This window comes from Beijerinckia sp. 28-YEA-48 (assembly GCF_900104955.1).
Classification (GTDB): Bacteria; Pseudomonadota; Alphaproteobacteria; order Rhizobiales; family Beijerinckiaceae; genus Terripilifer.
Genome location: NZ_FNSI01000002.1, coordinates 1 through 14,711 on the forward strand (window position 1 = coordinate 1; position 14,711 = coordinate 14,711).

13 protein-coding genes are annotated in these 14,711 nt (G+C 58.5%); 8 read left to right on the forward strand and 5 right to left on the reverse strand.

Going from position 1 to position 14,711, the window contains the following annotated elements; genetic code table 11:
• Positions 1-601: acetoacetate decarboxylase family protein (locus BLW50_RS27885; RefSeq protein WP_090710837.1), on the reverse strand; the 601-nt coding region annotated here is incomplete at its 3' end.
• 113 nt (positions 602-714) lie between these two features.
• On the opposite strand from BLW50_RS27885, the gene BLW50_RS27890 reads away from it, so the two are divergent.
• From BLW50_RS27890 to BLW50_RS27905, 3 genes are all read left to right on the forward strand, one after another.
• The gene (locus tag BLW50_RS27890) at positions 715-1,797 is read left to right on the forward strand and encodes an aromatic ring-hydroxylating dioxygenase subunit alpha (protein ID WP_090709885.1); all 1,083 of its coding nucleotides are present in this window, start codon (positions 715-717) and stop codon (positions 1,795-1,797) included.
• 251 nt (positions 1,798-2,048) lie between these two features.
• Complete coding sequence (locus tag BLW50_RS27900) at positions 2,049-2,702, forward strand: TetR/AcrR family transcriptional regulator (protein ID WP_090709889.1); 654 nt, start codon at positions 2,049-2,051, stop codon at positions 2,700-2,702.
• A gap of 79 nt (positions 2,703-2,781) precedes the next feature.
• Positions 2,782-4,161 carry an MFS transporter gene (locus BLW50_RS27905; protein WP_090709891.1) on the forward strand — a complete coding sequence of 460 codons (1,380 nt, stop codon included), beginning with the start codon at positions 2,782-2,784 and terminating at the stop codon, positions 4,159-4,161.
• Positions 4,162-4,275: 114 nt separating this feature from the next.
• Here BLW50_RS27905 and BLW50_RS27910 read toward each other — a convergent pair whose 3' ends face one another.
• The 4 genes from BLW50_RS27910 to BLW50_RS27925 all read right to left on the reverse strand — a co-directional run bounded on the left by BLW50_RS27910 (position 4,276) and on the right by BLW50_RS27925 (position 8,532).
• The gene (locus BLW50_RS27910; protein WP_170850420.1) at positions 4,276-5,244 is read right to left on the reverse strand and encodes a Bug family tripartite tricarboxylate transporter substrate binding protein; all 969 of its coding nucleotides are present in this window, start codon (positions 5,242-5,244) and stop codon (positions 4,276-4,278) included.
• 67 nt (positions 5,245-5,311) lie between these two features.
• Complete coding sequence (locus BLW50_RS27915) at positions 5,312-7,084, reverse strand: thiamine pyrophosphate-binding protein (RefSeq protein WP_244544502.1); 1,773 nt, start codon at positions 7,082-7,084, stop codon at positions 5,312-5,314.
• Positions 7,085-7,204: 120 nt separating this feature from the next.
• Positions 7,205-7,717, reverse strand: a complete 513-nt coding sequence (locus BLW50_RS27920; RefSeq protein WP_244544503.1) for a VOC family protein — start codon at positions 7,715-7,717, stop codon at positions 7,205-7,207.
• Positions 7,714-8,532: an IclR family transcriptional regulator gene (locus tag BLW50_RS27925; RefSeq protein ID WP_170850421.1), complete on the reverse strand. Its 819-nt coding sequence runs from the start codon at positions 8,530-8,532 to the stop codon at positions 7,714-7,716. Before BLW50_RS27925 ends, BLW50_RS27920 begins: the two co-directional genes overlap by 4 nt.
• A 167-nt stretch (positions 8,533-8,699) precedes the next feature.
• Between BLW50_RS27925 and BLW50_RS27930 the strand changes: the two genes are divergently transcribed.
• The 5 genes from BLW50_RS27930 to BLW50_RS27950 all read left to right on the forward strand — a co-directional run bounded on the left by BLW50_RS27930 (position 8,700) and on the right by BLW50_RS27950 (position 14,685).
• Positions 8,700-10,202 (forward strand): UbiD family decarboxylase, encoded by a 1,503-nt coding sequence (locus tag BLW50_RS27930; protein ID WP_244544532.1) that lies wholly within the window; start codon positions 8,700-8,702, stop codon positions 10,200-10,202.
• 78 nt (positions 10,203-10,280) lie between these two features.
• Entirely contained in the window at positions 10,281-11,432 is a 1,152-nt protein-coding gene (locus BLW50_RS27935; RefSeq protein WP_090709901.1) for an ABC transporter substrate-binding protein, read from the forward strand.
• A 27-nt stretch (positions 11,433-11,459) separates the two neighbouring features.
• The gene (locus BLW50_RS27940) at positions 11,460-12,326 is read left to right on the forward strand and encodes a branched-chain amino acid ABC transporter permease (RefSeq protein WP_090709903.1); all 867 of its coding nucleotides are present in this window, start codon (positions 11,460-11,462) and stop codon (positions 12,324-12,326) included.
• On the forward strand, positions 12,323-14,032 hold the full coding sequence (locus BLW50_RS27945; protein ID WP_090709905.1) for a branched-chain amino acid ABC transporter ATP-binding protein/permease: 1,710 nt from the start codon (positions 12,323-12,325) through the stop codon (positions 14,030-14,032). The genes BLW50_RS27940 and BLW50_RS27945 overlap by 4 nt, the downstream gene beginning before the upstream one ends.
• Positions 14,029-14,685 carry an ABC transporter ATP-binding protein gene (locus BLW50_RS27950; RefSeq protein WP_090709908.1) on the forward strand — a complete coding sequence of 219 codons (657 nt, stop codon included), beginning with the start codon at positions 14,029-14,031 and terminating at the stop codon, positions 14,683-14,685. Before BLW50_RS27945 ends, BLW50_RS27950 begins: the two co-directional genes overlap by 4 nt.
• Positions 14,686-14,711: the final 26 nt, after the last annotated feature.

Genomic DNA, 14,711 nt, shown 5'->3' on the forward strand with positions numbered 1-14,711 from the left:
GGACCATTTCGTCGATGGCTGCTCCCCTGCCACCAACACACGGAAGGAAACGATGGTGCAGCGTGCCATCGACTTCTGAGGTCGGTATTGGGACGCGCGCGTCGGCTAGGTCCGACACGGCGATGCGTATGAAGACATGATCATCCCAGATCGCCGAATAGGTATGGGTGCCGCGCAAAATGCGTGGCTCCGGTAATTGACAATGCAGTTTTGCAAAGCCGAGTTCTTCGCGACCGCTCAGAATCGGATCGACCCTGTTCTCCCAGAGAACGGCCAGGAAAGGTCCACGAACCGTATCGGTGCTCCCTTGATAGACAACGGGAAATTTGACACCCAGCATCGAATAGCTTCGTCCAGCAAGCCATTCCAGTTCACGCAACTCGGCATGTTCGACCGTCACGATCGGCTCGCCGTCCAACACGCAACGTGGCGGCAGGAGCCTCTTCAGCGCATCGTTGCTGGTCAAAAAGCTGACGCTGGCCGTGGTTCGCGGCGCATCGGCATAATCATACATTTCACCATTGGGCCCTTGGCGGGGACCCGCAGTAGGCCCGAACACGACGGGCATGCGATAGCGTTTGTGTGCCAAATGCTCAGCCATGTTTCGACCCCTTCCCCAGCCTCTTGCATATTCAAATAATTCTCTATACAAAGAATAAATGATCGGCCGGTCGGGCGCAAGAGTTAAGCCCGTCGGCAATCCGGGAGGGTGAGATGATCATCGACAACGTTTCAAATTATTATCCCGGCACGCTGCCGGCACCGCGTAACGCTTGGTATGTTGCGGCTTTTTCCGATGAGGTGACGGAGAAGCCGATGGCGCGGCGTATCCTCGGCGATCGCGTCGTTTTCTATCGCACCGAGGCCGGCCAGCCTGTTGCGCTCGCTGATTATTGCGCCCATCGCGCCATGGCTTTGTCGCTTGGCAAACGCATCGGCGGTGATCGCCTACAATGTGCGTATCATGGCATTGAATACGGACCGGATGGCGCCTGCGCACACATTCCCTCACAGTCCAATATTCCCAGCAAGATGAAGGTCCATTCCTATCCGGTCGTCGAGCGCTGGCAATGGCTGTGGGTGTGGATGGGAAACCCGCTGGAAGCGGATGAGACGTTGATCCCAAACCATGCAGAGTTCGGCCTGGCGCCAGAGGACGGCTTCTTCAAAGTGCAACGCTTCCGGATGGACTTCGGCGGAAGTTTTCAACTTTTGCATGAAAATGTCCTGGACGTTTCGCACATTTCCTTTCTCCACGAGGGCTTTTTCGACAGCGGCAAGATCGCGGAAACGCCTGGCACCACGACAGCCGATGGCGATACCATCACCATCTCGCGGCGCATTACCGAAGTGGTGACTGGCCCCTATGCTCGGCAGTTTGGCTTTGGCGACGGGACGCGGGTGGATCGCGAGTTAATCTCCAAGACTTGGGTGCCCAATCTGAACGTGGTCACCAATATTTTTTCCTTTCCTGACAATCCCGATCGGTCCCCGGCGATTCGCCATGCGCCGTTTGCGATCACGCCGGAAACGGCCACCAGCTGCCATTACTTTGTCGCCTCGGCCAGCAATTATGGCAAAAAGCCGGAAGGCGAAGCGCTGGCGCGGGAGAACCAGACCGTGTGGGACATCTTCCTCACCGACAAGATTGCTATCGAGTCCATTCAAGAATCTTATGGCGAGATGGGCGCAGATACACCCGATGTCAGCGTCAAAGCGGATGACGCGGCGCTACGTTTCCGGCGGATTCTATTAAAGCAAGCTTCCGCCAAGGCGAACAAGGCAAACGCGGCGTAAAGCCGATCTTGTACCACCTGTCTTGTACCGCCAAACCTGGATTGTTTCGTTGCCCGCACGGTGAACGGAAGCCTCTCATCGTCACGCCGAGGCGGAACGGCGAACAATCCAGGTTGGGACTTCAACAGGCGCAGGAGACGGCCCCCCTCATCGTAATCGACAAATATCTGTTATACCTGATCTTGGCGGTTAGCCCGTCCAAGAGGGTTGCTGCGCGCCATAAGGGCCAGCGGAAACAACGGAATTGATCGATGACCGAAGAATCGACGGCCCCGCGCAAGAGAGGTCGCCCCCGTAAACAGGAAACCGATGTGGGCCGCGAAGGCCTGATCAAAGCGGCCATGGAGGTATTCGCCACCGTCGATCCCGCCCTGGTCAACCGGCAGATCCTGGCCGAGCGCATCGGCGTCGACCCCAACCTCATCCGCTATTATTTCGGCAATATGCAGAAGCTCTTCGTCGAGGTGATCACCGAGACGCATCGCAGCGCACGTGCCGACATGTCAGCGCTGCGCAAGGAAGCCAAGCCGCTGGAGCGGTTGCGCTACCGCATCGAACGCCAGTTCAATATCTTTCGTGGCAATCCCTATCACCACAAAATGGTGATGATGGCCTTGTTCGATGACGCGGATTCCGAAGCGCAAGAGGAATGGGCCGCGATTTTGCGTGATTCTCTGGCTGATCTTTCCGAAATCATTGCCGCTGGCGTGAAGGAAGGATCGATGCGCAAGGTCGATCCGCATTTCCTTTATTTGATGATCATTTCTGTTTGCGAATTCTGGAACACCAATACGCCGATCGTCGATCTGATCTTCGCAAACAAGGGCAAACGGAAGACGCGCGACAGCGCCTATATCGACTTTATCTACGACATCATCGTGCGAGCTTTGGCGCCGACACGCTAGCCCGACAACTTGAAATGAATTGACTCCTCGCACCCTCCCGATTATTTTCTTTTTTTAGAGAATATTCGAGGGGGGCGATATGTTGCAACAAAATGAAACTCTGCATCCAGCGTCAGCCGCGGACGGACTTCAGCAGGAAGTCAAGCAGGACAGCCGTTTTCTCACTCCCTCCCGGCAATGGTGGCTCGTCATCTGCCTGACCTTGTTCAGCACGCTCGCCTATATCGACAAGAATATCATCGTCCTGATGATGCACTCGATTCAGACCGACCTTGGTCTCACCTTCACGCAGACAACGCTCGCCGTCGGCACCGCCTTCGCTGTCGCCAACGTGCTTATGGTTTTGCCGGCTGGCTGGATGGCGGACCATTACTCGCGTCGGTCGGTCGTCGCCGCCGCTGTGGCACTGTGGTCTTTGATGGCCATTCTGTGCGGCGTTGCATCGAATTTTCTAACGCTGTTTCTGGTGCGCGCCGGGGTCGGTCTGGCAGAAGGCTTGCTGCCCCCCAGCAGCTATTCATTGATCCGTGATGGCGTGTCCCCATCACGTCATGGCCGCGCTTTCAGCGTCTTCGGCATGTCAATTCTGGTCGGCACAGGGCTCGCCTTCGTCGTCGGCGGCCTGCTCATCGGCTATGTTGTGACTCATGATTTCAGTGGCGTTCCACTGATCGGCCATATGAAGCCTTGGGCCATTGCGATCGCTCTGGTCGGCTTGGCCGGCTTCCCTTTGGCGTTACTCGCCTTCACCTTCCCAGAACCCCAACGTGGAGCTTCGATCAAGAAAAGCGAAGTGTCCTTCAACGATATCTGGCGCTTCATCGGTAAGGAACGAGCGATCCTCATTCCCCTGGCAGGCTTTTCCGTTGCCCATGCCATGCTGACCAATTCGCTCAATCTATGGGTGCCGCCGCTCCTCAATCTACGCTTCGGCCTGACGCCGGCGCAGATTGGCTTTCCGCTCGGCATGCTGCTGTTGATTGCCGGCCCTATTGGCCTGTTGATCACGGGCTATTTCATCGACAAGTTCGACGCAACTGGCCGCTATGGTTCCGCGATCATCGCCGTCGTCGTCTCAGTGCCGCTGGCTCTGCTCGGCATAGCGCATGCGCTGGTGCCGACGCTCAACCAATTCTGGGTGGTACAAGGCAGTCTGCTGCTCTTTGCCTCGGCCTATCTGGTGGTGACATCCACCGTCGTCGCGCGGCTGGCTCCCTCGGCCATGATGGGGCGCCTGATCGCCTTCTATCTGGTCGTCCAAGGCGTTTTAGGCATCGGCGTCGCGCCCACATTGACAGCGCTCACAGTCGAGCATGTTTTCGTCGGAACAGCTCAGCCGATTCCCACCTCCATGGCAACTGTTCACGGGCTCTACGGGCTCCTCGGATTCGTATGTGCCGTGCTTATGTACATGGGCTTCCGCCGTCGTGAAGACCTGGGCAAACGTATAGTTGCCTAGAAAGCTTTAGCGAGAATGAAAATGGAGGTCACGCTAGATGGACCATCAAGGACGATGGGCGCAGAGGTTTCTCCCTTGATGATTATGTTATGCTCCGGCAGCCGTGCGGGTTTCCTATTCGGCAGCGACAGGAAGCTTACCGGCTTCCGACAGTCTCCGATATTTCTCTGTCTGAGAACGCACCGCTGTCATCAAGAGATCCGCGCTCCCCGGATAAGGATCATTCGCGGTCTGATGCAGGAATGCCTCCGTCTGTGGCATTTTAACGATGGCATTGAGCTGCTCCTCAAGCAGGCCCCGTATCTCCTTTGATACACCTGCGGGCGCAAACATCGCGAACCAGGGCGTCATATCGAAATCAGCGATGCCCTGCTCCTGCATGGTCGGCACGTCTGGTGCCAGGGAAATACGTTGCGGCGGTGTAACGGCAAGCATCCGCACCTGACCACGTTCCGCTGGAGCCTTGACGGTGGTGGAGTCAATGAAAAAGAAGTCGAGATCACCAGCAGCCAACTCGCTCACAGCCAGCGGACCATCCTTGTAAAGAACACGCTGCGCGCTCGCACCAACGGCATCGAGATAAATCTCCGCCGAAGCCAGCGCTATCGATGTCGGCGCTCCATACCGAGCGCGGCCAGCCTTCTCCCTCAGACTTTTCGTCAGATCAGCGACACTGCGAATCTCAGATTTTCCAGACACAACGAGGACAAAAGCTCCGCGTGCCAAGATCGTCACGGGCACGAAATCGGACAGTTTAAAGCCAACATTCTTGTACAGATAGAAATTGCCGGTGAGCGGATTGCTGGTCGAAAAGAGCAACGTGTAGCCATCGGGCTTGGCCGATGCTACCGCCTGTGTCGCTAGATTGCCGCCGGCGCCAGGGCGGTTCTCTACAACGACGGCTTGATTGATCGCCTTCCCCAATTGATCGGCGAAATATCGACATAGAACGTCGGCCCCGCTTCCTGCGGGATGGCCGATGAGGATTCGAATAGGCTTTGATGGATAATTCTGAGCGACCGCGGGCCATGCCCCGCAGAGGACAAATACGCACATAAACAGCCGCTGAAACCACGATGCCATGTTCATTCTCCCTCATGCTCATTGACCGGAGGCACGCCCTCTCCCGATGCACCTCGTCCTTTTTTGATCAGGCGTAGCCAGGAACCACGCGCACATCGATCACCGCCACACCACCGGCCTCGACAATGGCGATTCCCCTGGCGAACGCCGCTCCGAGTTCTCCAATCGTCTTGACCGGGCCAATGCCGGCTGCACCCTGACCGGTGGCGATCTGCGCCAGATCAATCTCGGGATCGATCATCTTTTGACCGATCCATTTGTTTTCGGGCGGCCGGGTCCGCGTGTAGGCGACACGTTCCTGATGCAGCTCGTCATTGTAGAAGGAAGCGTTGTTAGACACGACGATGAGTAATGGAATGCGGTAGTGCACCGCCGTCCAGACCACTGTCGCGCCCATCAGGAAGTCGCCGTCGCCCAGAACTGCGACCGGAAACCGACCGCTGCCGCGCAAAGCCAAAGCGGAGCCAACCGCGATACCAGGACCTGCGCCAAGGCCGCCGCCACCAGCGCCCCCAAGATAGCTGAGCGGATGGTCGATCGGCCACCAAGTCTCATGCCAGGCAATGGTCGTATGAAGCAACGATACGTCGCGGTGGCCGAGACTTCGACGCAGCGACAAAGCCAAATCGCGCACCAGGGGCTGTTCATGGCCAGCCCGCAAAGCCAGTTCCGTCTTCGGGCGCACTTCTCCTAACCAGGCTTTCGTCTGGCCGGGACCAAGAACGTCCACGAGCGCCGCCACCGTCAAATCTGTATCGGCCGAGACGAACAGATCCACCGGAGGTAGCTTCTGGTGATCCATGCTCCAGCCGTTGTGGACGCGATGATCGAGCGAGACGTTGACGACTTTGCCGCTTGGCGCGCCACCCTCGATGCAGGCCTGCAAGAAGCCCCCGAGATCGACCGCGTCGAATGCCAGAATCAGATCGGCCTCGCGCAGGACTGCCGACACATGCTTTTCGACCTGCATATGCGCCACGCCCACATGCAGCGGATGTTCCGACGGAAAGGCCGCGCAGGACTTCAGATCGGTGACAATAAGCGCACCGAGCCGTTCGGCCAAAGCGATGCGGTTGTCCCAGGCTTTCTGCGCGCGCGAGCCGCGACCGTAGAAGATCACCGGCTTCCGAGATCCTTCGATGAGCGTCTTGACTTGCGCCACCTGCGCTTCACCCGGCGCCACCTCCACCACAGGACCATAGCGCTTCACATCGATCGGCGGCAGATCCTTCGACAACGGGTCTTCCTGCAGACCGACGTCGAGATTGATGTAGACGGGTCCCTTTGGCGTCGTCTCGGCAATCCAGTGGGCGCGCACGATCGACTCGCGCGCCGCCGCCGGCGAACCCGGCTGATCGTCCCACTTCACATAATTGCGGATGAGCGCGCCTTGGTCGCGGGAGGTATGGATCCATTCGATCCACGGACGGCGGCGGGCGGCATCGAGATAGCCGGTCGCGCCCATGATGAGGATGGGCATGCGATCGCACCAGGCGTTGAAGATCGCCATCGAGGCATGCATCAAGCCGACATTGGAATGGACGGCGCAGGCCATCGCCTTGTCGGTCACCTTGGCCCAGCCCTGGGCAATGTGGACCGCGTGCTCTTCGTGCAGGCACAGCAGCATCTGCGGCTTGGTATTGCCGAGATAATTGACGATCGAATCGTGCAGGCCGCGATAGCTGGCACCAGGATTGAGCGCGATATAGGGGATATCGAGATCGCGGAGGGTTTCGGCGACCACGTCGCTGCCGAAGCTGGCCTTCGGCGCCAGCGGCCCCTTGGGATCCTCGATCGGCATCACGTTATGGCCTGTGCCGGGGCGCATCTTATCGTCCAAAAATTCCTCCCTTTATGTGATGAACGCGCATCCCTCACAGCGCGTCCGTGAATACCTTGATCCGTTCAACGGCATCAGCGATGAGATGTGGTCGGCGATCAAGATAATGTGTCCCGCCTTTCAGGACACGGCCGAGCGACGGGACGCCTTTTCCTTGTTCCAGAGTGCTAATTCTTCATATGCATTGCTGCTCATACGGCGGAATTCTTCCTCTTCCACCGCGCGGACCGTCAATTCGAGACGAATGCCGTTGGGATCGAAGAAATAGATCGAGTGGATGATGTGATGGTCGGTCACGCCGAGAACGTCGATGCCGGCCGCTTCGAGGCGCGCCTTAGCCGTCAGAAGCTCGTCCCGGTCCGGCACTTCGAGAGCTATATGATTCACCCACGCCGGCGTATTTGGTGAAGGCTGTGCGGCAATATCGTCACCGAGGTCAAAGAAAGCCAGGAACGACCCGTCGAGCATTTCGAAGAAAATATGCACATATGGGCAGTATTCGCCGGTCGAAGGCACATGATCGAGCTTGATCAGATGAGCGAGCGGCAGGCCGAGAATGTCTTCGTAGAAAGCCCTGGTTTCCTCGGCATCCCGACACCGGTGGGCGAAGTGATGCAGTCCTTTAATCCTCAAGATCTGCCTCCCTCGATAAGTGTGTTGAACAGAGCATCTGAACAACCAAGCCGCGCCGAGACCGAACGTGCCTTGGCCAACATGGTCCGCGCCACGGCATTGTCGGGCGACATGTCAAAATGCCCGCTTTGACCGATGACGGTGAACGCATAAGCCAGACGGCCATCATGATCGAAAACCGGCGCGGAAAAGGCGCTGACACCCGGATTGAGGCTATCGGTTACCCAACCGATACCGTGACGACGCGTCCTATCGATCAACGCATCGATCTCTTCGTTGCTGATCTTGAACGAACGCCGCTCTTTCTCGAGTATCTCCCGTGTTGTCGATCGCGGCAGGTAAGCGAGAAAAACGTAGCCGCTCGCTGAGCGCAGCAATGTCAGAATCGAGCCGATACGCATGGTCAGAAAGACCGAGCCGGGGCTAGGGCTCGGCTCCACTGAAGCGACCGTCGGACCGCCACTCCCCCATACGATGAGATTGGTGGAGTGATCAGTCTCATGACGCAGATCAACCACAGCGGAACGCCCGACCCGATCCTTGTCCAACATGCCGAGCGCGGTGAGACCAAGGCCTATCGCCAATTGCCCGAGGCCATAACGACCGGTCTGTTCATCTTGCTCGACGAGACCCGCGCGAATGAGGCTAACGAGATAGCGATGCGCCTTAGGCGCCGAGAAATCGACCGCCTCAGCAATGGTTTTGAGATTGAGCGGCACACCCGCATCGACGAGCGGGCCAAGCAGCTTCAACCCCACTTCGATCGTCTGCACTCCGATCGATTCACCTACTTCACGCGCCGTTGACGTTGACATGCGTCCCCATTCCTGATTTATGAAATACATAATCGATTATGACATGCATAATCAAGCACCCATTTAAAGGCGCGCCAAATCCTACACGAGGAAGCAACAAGTTGAGCATCCGGGAAGATAACCGCACCGCCAGCACCACTCGGAAACCCGACACGGAAAGGTTCCGCTTGCGCCCCTTCATCGAGAAGCTGCGTCAGCGGGAGCAGCTTGATACCGTCTCACAAGATATTGAATTAATTGATATTGCTAAAAATTTGGACGGAAATTCCAAGGCGGTTCTGTTCACCCGTGCCGGGCCGGAGAAGGCCGAATTGGTCGGCAATGTGATGGGAACCCGCGAAAGGCTTGCCTTGGCCTTCGGCAGCGATACCCGCAATCTTCTGCACGAGGTCAATCGGCGCCTGACCGCCCCTATCGCTCCGGTCGAAATTCCCAGCGGTGCAGCTCCGGTCCATGATGTGGTGCTCACCGGGGCGGATGCTGACTTCACACGGCTTCCGGTCCATCTCCAACACGGCGATGACGGCGGCCCCTACATTTCCGCCGGGATCGACATCAGCCGCAGTCTCGACGGCACACGGCGCAATGTTGGCTATCGCCGCATGATGCTAAGAGGCCGACAAGAGGCTGGCATCGACCTGGTCGCCCCCAGCGATCTTCGCGTGCTCTACGCTGACTACGTGCGGCGCAAGGAACGCATGCCGATCGCCTTTGTGGTCGGCTCCCATCCTATCGATGGCGTCGCCGCGACGATGATGTCACCCGCCGCCGATGAGATTGCCTTGATGGGGGGACTTCGCGGCGAGGCCGTGCCCCTGGTTCGTTGCGCCACCATAGATGCCATGGTGCCAGCCGATGCCGAGATGGTCCTTGAAGGCTATCTCGACGATCGCGGCTGGGCCGAACCGGAGGGCCCTTATGGCGAATATATCGGGTACTACGGTCGACTGAAATCGAACCCGGTCTTTCATCTCACCGCCATCACCATGCGACGCGATGCGTTGTTTCAGACCGCCACGATCGGCGGCCGCCATTTGGCCTTCACGGACACCGCGCAATTGTCGGCGCTGCGCACGGAAGTCGTCGCCTGGGCCAGCTTGCAGACTGGCGTGCGTGATCTGGAAGCGGTGTTCTGCACGCCCTCCTGCGGCGGCATGTACAACCTGCGGGTGTCCATGCGTCAACGCTATCCTGGCGAAGCCCGCAACGCCATTGCCTTGGCCTTCGGCTCCAGTGCCGACACGAAACATGTCTTCGTCGTTGATGACGACATCGACGTCTTCTCTGATGCACAAGTCGATTGGGCGCTTGCGACACGCTTTCAAGCCGATCGCGATCTCATGATCGCCGCTGGCTTTCGTGCCGTCCCTCTCGATCCATCGCTGGAGGGGCGTCGCGCGGGAGCCAAAGCCGGCTTCGATCTGACGCTGCCTTTCGGCTGGCGCAATGGCAACGAGTACGACGTACCAATGCCTCCGGTGCTCGGGCCTTCGCGCGGTCTCAGCGTTATCGAGGCGCTGCGTGAAAAGCCGCAATCGTTCCGAGATCTGATGGAAGCGGTCGGCAGTCGAGATGGCCGCGACGTACTGATCGCCCTCGATTCGGTGCGTCAGGAATACGGCCTCGAGCGGACGGCCGAGGGCCACTACCAGCTCAGGACGACGGCTTAATTCTGTCACCGATCTTCGCTGCAAGACCAAGGTCTGCACTGGCGATGCGCTCGATGACGCAATGTGGAGGGGAATGCCATGAGATCTTCGCGATTTTCTCTGGAATCGGCTTTGCTTTCAACGGTCTTGCTGATCGGCCTGAGCTATGGAGCCACCGCGCAAGCCGTCAAACCCTGGCTGATTGGTCAAATCGTCCCGTTAACTGGCCCCGCAGCGACAGTTGGCGTGCGCCACGATCGTGTCGTGAAAATGTGGGCGGACACGATCAACAAAGCCGGCGGCATCAAAGGCCGGCAGGTTGAGATCGTCTCCTGCAATGATGAGAACCGACCGGAGAAAGGCGCGGCCTGCGCCCGCGACATGATCGAGAAAGGCGTTGTCCTCCTTCTCGGAAATACGTTGACGGCTAGCATCCGTGCGGTCCAGCCGCTCGTCAAAAACGGCCCCATTCTTTTTGTTCCTTCGCCGAACATCATGCCAGCGGCCGACACCTTTGTCTTTCAAGTCAGTCCGAGTGACGTTCACCTGACAGAATCGATCGCCGCCTATATGCGAGCAAACGCAGCCAAGGTGATCGGCATGGTCGTGGCCACAGATGCCAGCGGCGAAGTCGGCGTGGCGAGCGCGCGTGAAGTGTTTCCGAAATCGAACATTGAGGTACGCCTCGCCCGCATCGACCTCCGCGCGACAGATGCCACCACCCAGCTTGCAACCGTCGCCGGCAAGGATGTACCTGTCGTCTATTCATCTTATTCGGGCGCTGGCGCCATCACCGTGGTCAAGAGCTTTCGCAATCTTGGCCTCGAACAACCGCTGATCGTTAGTTACGCCAACATCAGCGAATCCTTTGTCGATCTGGTGAAAGACGTTCGGCCGCGCCGACTTCTTGGCACCAGTGTTGCGAGCATCGTGCCGGACCTGCTCACCGATCCCGTACTGCGGCAACGCTCCGTCGATTTTCTGGATCAGTACCGTGCCCGCTATTCAGAGCGCGCCGACATGATTAATTTGGGGCAAAAAATCCAGCTCGACGTGGTGGAATCGGTTCTCAACAATGTCGCCGATCCTAGCAATGCGGCCTCGGTGAAAACCTATCTCGAGGCAACACCCATCCAGAGTCTACAGGTTATCAAATTCTCGCCGACCAATCATGTCGGCCTCGATACGTCTTCCGTCGCGGTGATTGAACTGAAAGACGGAATCTGGACAAAAGCCGACCCGATCAACTGATCGCCCGATCTCAAGGCATCAATCGCGATGAATCTGTTCACGCAAGCAATCTTCAGCGGGTTGATGACCGGCGCCGTTTACGCTCTGCTCGGCGTCGGTCTCGTGCTGGTTTACCGAACGGCGCGCGTTTTGAATCTCGCTCACGGCGAAGCCTTTGCCATGAGCGGGATCCTCGTTAGCCTGTTGCTAGCGTGGAGCGTGCCATTTCCATTGGCGATCATCGCCGCTATCTGCATCGCGGTGGCTCTAGCCATGGGGCTGCATCGCTTCCTTCTGCGCCCGCGCGGTGACTGGCCGCCCGGCACGTTGATCCTCATCACCCTCGGCGCCGCTTTTGTCGCGCGCGGCATCATGATCCTTCTCGTCGGGACCGACCCGGTTTCCTTCCCCGCGCTGATCGCTGGCAGTCCGATCCGCTTTGCGGGTGGCGTCATTACGCCTCAGGGAATCTTGCTGATCGTCTTCGGGTTTGCCGCCGCCGGCTCGGTCGGCCTGTTTCTAACCCGCACGGCCATGGGACGGCAGATGTTGGCGACAGCCGAAAACCCCTATGCGGCGGAACTGCTGGGTGTGGATATTGAACGGGCCCGCCTCATTGCATACGGGATCAGCGGCTTGTTCAGCGCGCTCGCCGGCATCCTGCTGATCCCGCTATTCGCTGTCGACTTTCAAACCGGCCTGTCAATGACGATGCGCGGCTTCATCGCCGCTGCCATCTCCGGCATGTCCCCCACCCGCGTGCTGGCGAGCGCTTTCATTCTCGGCCTCTTTGAATCGATGGTCGGCGCCTATTTCGGAGCGCTGGCGCAAGATCCGGTGATGTTCGCCATCCTGATCCTGATCGCGCTGCTGCAAAGCCGCAAAATCCGCTTTGGAGGCGGTGTCCGGGCATGAGCTTGCGTATCCCCGTTATCGCGGCCCTCTGCATCTTCGCCGCCATCCTGCCCTATCTCGGCATTCTGCCCGGTTGGACGCCAGCACTGGCAACGATCTCCGCTTTCATGGCGCTCTCTTTGATCGGCCTCAATCTGGTGTTCGGCATCACCGGCATGCTGGCCTTCGGCCAAGCCGCCTTCGTTGCCCTGCCCGGCTATTTCTCCGGCATGCTGCAAAATCTCGGCGTTCCGTTCATTCTCGCGCTCGCCATCGGCCTCGCTACATCCGTACTGATCGCTCGATTGATGGCCATCATCTTTGTCAGGCTACCGGGCATCTACTTCGCTATCGGCACGCTGGGCTTTGCCTTTGTCATCGAAGGTCTGGCGCGTGCGTGGCCGTCTCTGACCGGCGGCGCCTCCGGCCTGGTGCTGGAAATGCCCTTCACCCTGACACGCAACGGATGGTACGCAACCTCGGTCATAGCCTTGACGATCGCCGTTGCGAGCTTCGCCCATCTTGTTCGCGGCCGCTTTCTGCGAACGATGAAGCTCGTGCGCCACGATGAACTGGCAGCCAGCGTGATCGGCATCGATGTGGTGCGGTTGAAGACCCAAGTTTTCACCATCGCGAGTGTTTACTCAGGTCTCGGCGGTCTCCTACTCGCCTATCATGTCGGCGTTCTGGCGCCCGAAAGCGCTGGCGTCAACACATCGCTCGAATCCTTGGCGATGATCGTCATCGGTGGCGCCGGAAGCGTATTCGGGCCGCTCCTGGGAACAGGACTCATCCAATGGCTATTCGCCGTCTCCGGTGAGGCCGATCGCTACGAACTCCTTGTCTACGGGCTCGGCTTCCTGCTGGTGGTGTTGTATCTGCCGACCGGCCTTGCCGGCGGTCTGAACAAGCTCTGGGCATTGCTGGCCCCGTTGTCGCAACGGACGACGACGACCGCATCTGTCGATCCTGCCTCGATACATCCACCGGCGCGGCATTTCACCGACGGCGTTTGTCTCAAGGTCGAACAAGTCGGAAAGACTTTTGGGGGCCTGCAAGCTGTGAACGACATCAGCTTCGATGTCCGGTTCGGTCAGATTGTCGCTCTCATCGGCCCGAACGGTGCCGGGAAATCAACCTTATTCAACCTGGTGTCTGGTATCGAATTGCCGACTGCTGGACGCATCTTCCTGCGCGACCGCGAGATGGACGAAATGCCGATATACGAACGGGGCCGTTATATCGGTCGCTCGTTTCAGGTGCCGCGCCTCGCGCCCAATCTCAGCGTGATCGAGAACATCATGTCGCGCCTCGACCATCTTCCCGGCACGATGACGGAAATCGAAAAAGAAAATCTGGCGCGCGCGCAACTGGTGGCTTTCGATCTACAGAACCTCGCAGACCTCCCGATGAGCCGGATCGGCATCGGCCAGCACAAGCTGATCGAACTGGCGCGTGCCTCTATCGGTTCTCCCGACCTCCTCTTGCTTGATGAACCTGCTGTGGGTTTCACGGAAACCGAGGTTGAGCGATTGATCGAGCTACTGCGCATGTTGCGCGCGCAAGGACAAGCCATTCTGATCGTTGAACACAATGTCGAATTCGTCTCGCGGATCGCCGACGAAATCGTCGTCATGGAGAGTGGCCGGCTCATCGCTCGCGATGCGCCGACGGCAATCATGGCCAGCGCCATTGTGCGCGAGGCCTATCTGGGGGCGCTCTCATGACGCCGGCTTTATCCGTTCAATCGCTGCGCGGCGGCTATGGTCTGCTGACCGTCTTTCGGGATATCAACTTAGAGTTGAATGCGGGCGAAACGATCGGCATTCTGGGGCCGAACGGCGCCGGCAAAACCACCATTCTCAAAACCCTGGCTGGCGCGCTGCCGAGCGCCAGCGGCCGTGTCCTTCTTGCCGACCAGGACGTCACTAAGCTTCCAGCTTACGCGCGCGCCCGCGCCGGTCTCAATCTGGTTCCGGAAGGGCGGCACATCCTCGGCACGTTGTCGGTTCTAGATAACCTCAAACTGACAGCCACCGTTGACGACTACCGCCAAGATCTCGACCCCTTCGAGAACCGGTTGGCCGAAATCTTTCAGATGTTTCCTCGCCTGCGCGAACGACAAGCCCAGCTCGGCGGCTCGCTCAGCGGTGGCGAGCAGCAGATGCTCGCCATCGCCAGAGCACTCATGATCAGGCCAAAGGTTCTGATGCTCGATGAACCGACACAAGGGCTGGCGCCGATCATCGTACAGCATCTGGCGGAAACGCTGCACCATCTCAAGGGCCGCTTCGCCATGATTGTCGTTGAGCAGAACCAGGTTTTTCTCGAACGGGTGACAGATCGAGTTCACACCATCCAAGGCGGCCAGCTGAACTGACAATCAAATAGAGCAATACTGGCAAA

Excerpts from the sequence above, each read along its gene's own strand:
- BLW50_RS27900 (WP_090709889.1), top strand. The coding sequence starts at position 2,049 with ATGACCGAAGAATCGACGGCCCCGCGCAAGAGAGGTCGCCCCCGTAAA.
- BLW50_RS27905 (WP_090709891.1), top strand. The coding sequence starts at position 2,782 with ATGTTGCAACAAAATGAAACTCTGCATCCAGCGTCAGCCGCGGACGGA.
- BLW50_RS27940 (WP_090709903.1), top strand. The coding sequence starts at position 11,460 with ATGAATCTGTTCACGCAAGCAATCTTCAGCGGGTTGATGACCGGCGCC.
- BLW50_RS27945 (WP_090709905.1), top strand. The coding sequence starts at position 12,323 with ATGAGCTTGCGTATCCCCGTTATCGCGGCCCTCTGCATCTTCGCCGCC.
- BLW50_RS27935 (WP_090709901.1), top strand. The coding sequence starts at position 10,281 with ATGAGATCTTCGCGATTTTCTCTGGAATCGGCTTTGCTTTCAACGGTC.
- BLW50_RS27910 (WP_170850420.1), bottom strand. The coding sequence starts at position 5,244 with ATGGCATCGTGGTTTCAGCGGCTGTTTATGTGCGTATTTGTCCTCTGC.
- BLW50_RS27890 (WP_090709885.1), top strand. The coding sequence starts at position 715 with ATGATCATCGACAACGTTTCAAATTATTATCCCGGCACGCTGCCGGCA.
- BLW50_RS27950 (WP_090709908.1), top strand. The coding sequence starts at position 14,029 with ATGACGCCGGCTTTATCCGTTCAATCGCTGCGCGGCGGCTATGGTCTG.
- BLW50_RS27925 (WP_170850421.1), bottom strand. The coding sequence starts at position 8,532 with ATGTCAACGTCAACGGCGCGTGAAGTAGGTGAATCGATCGGAGTGCAG.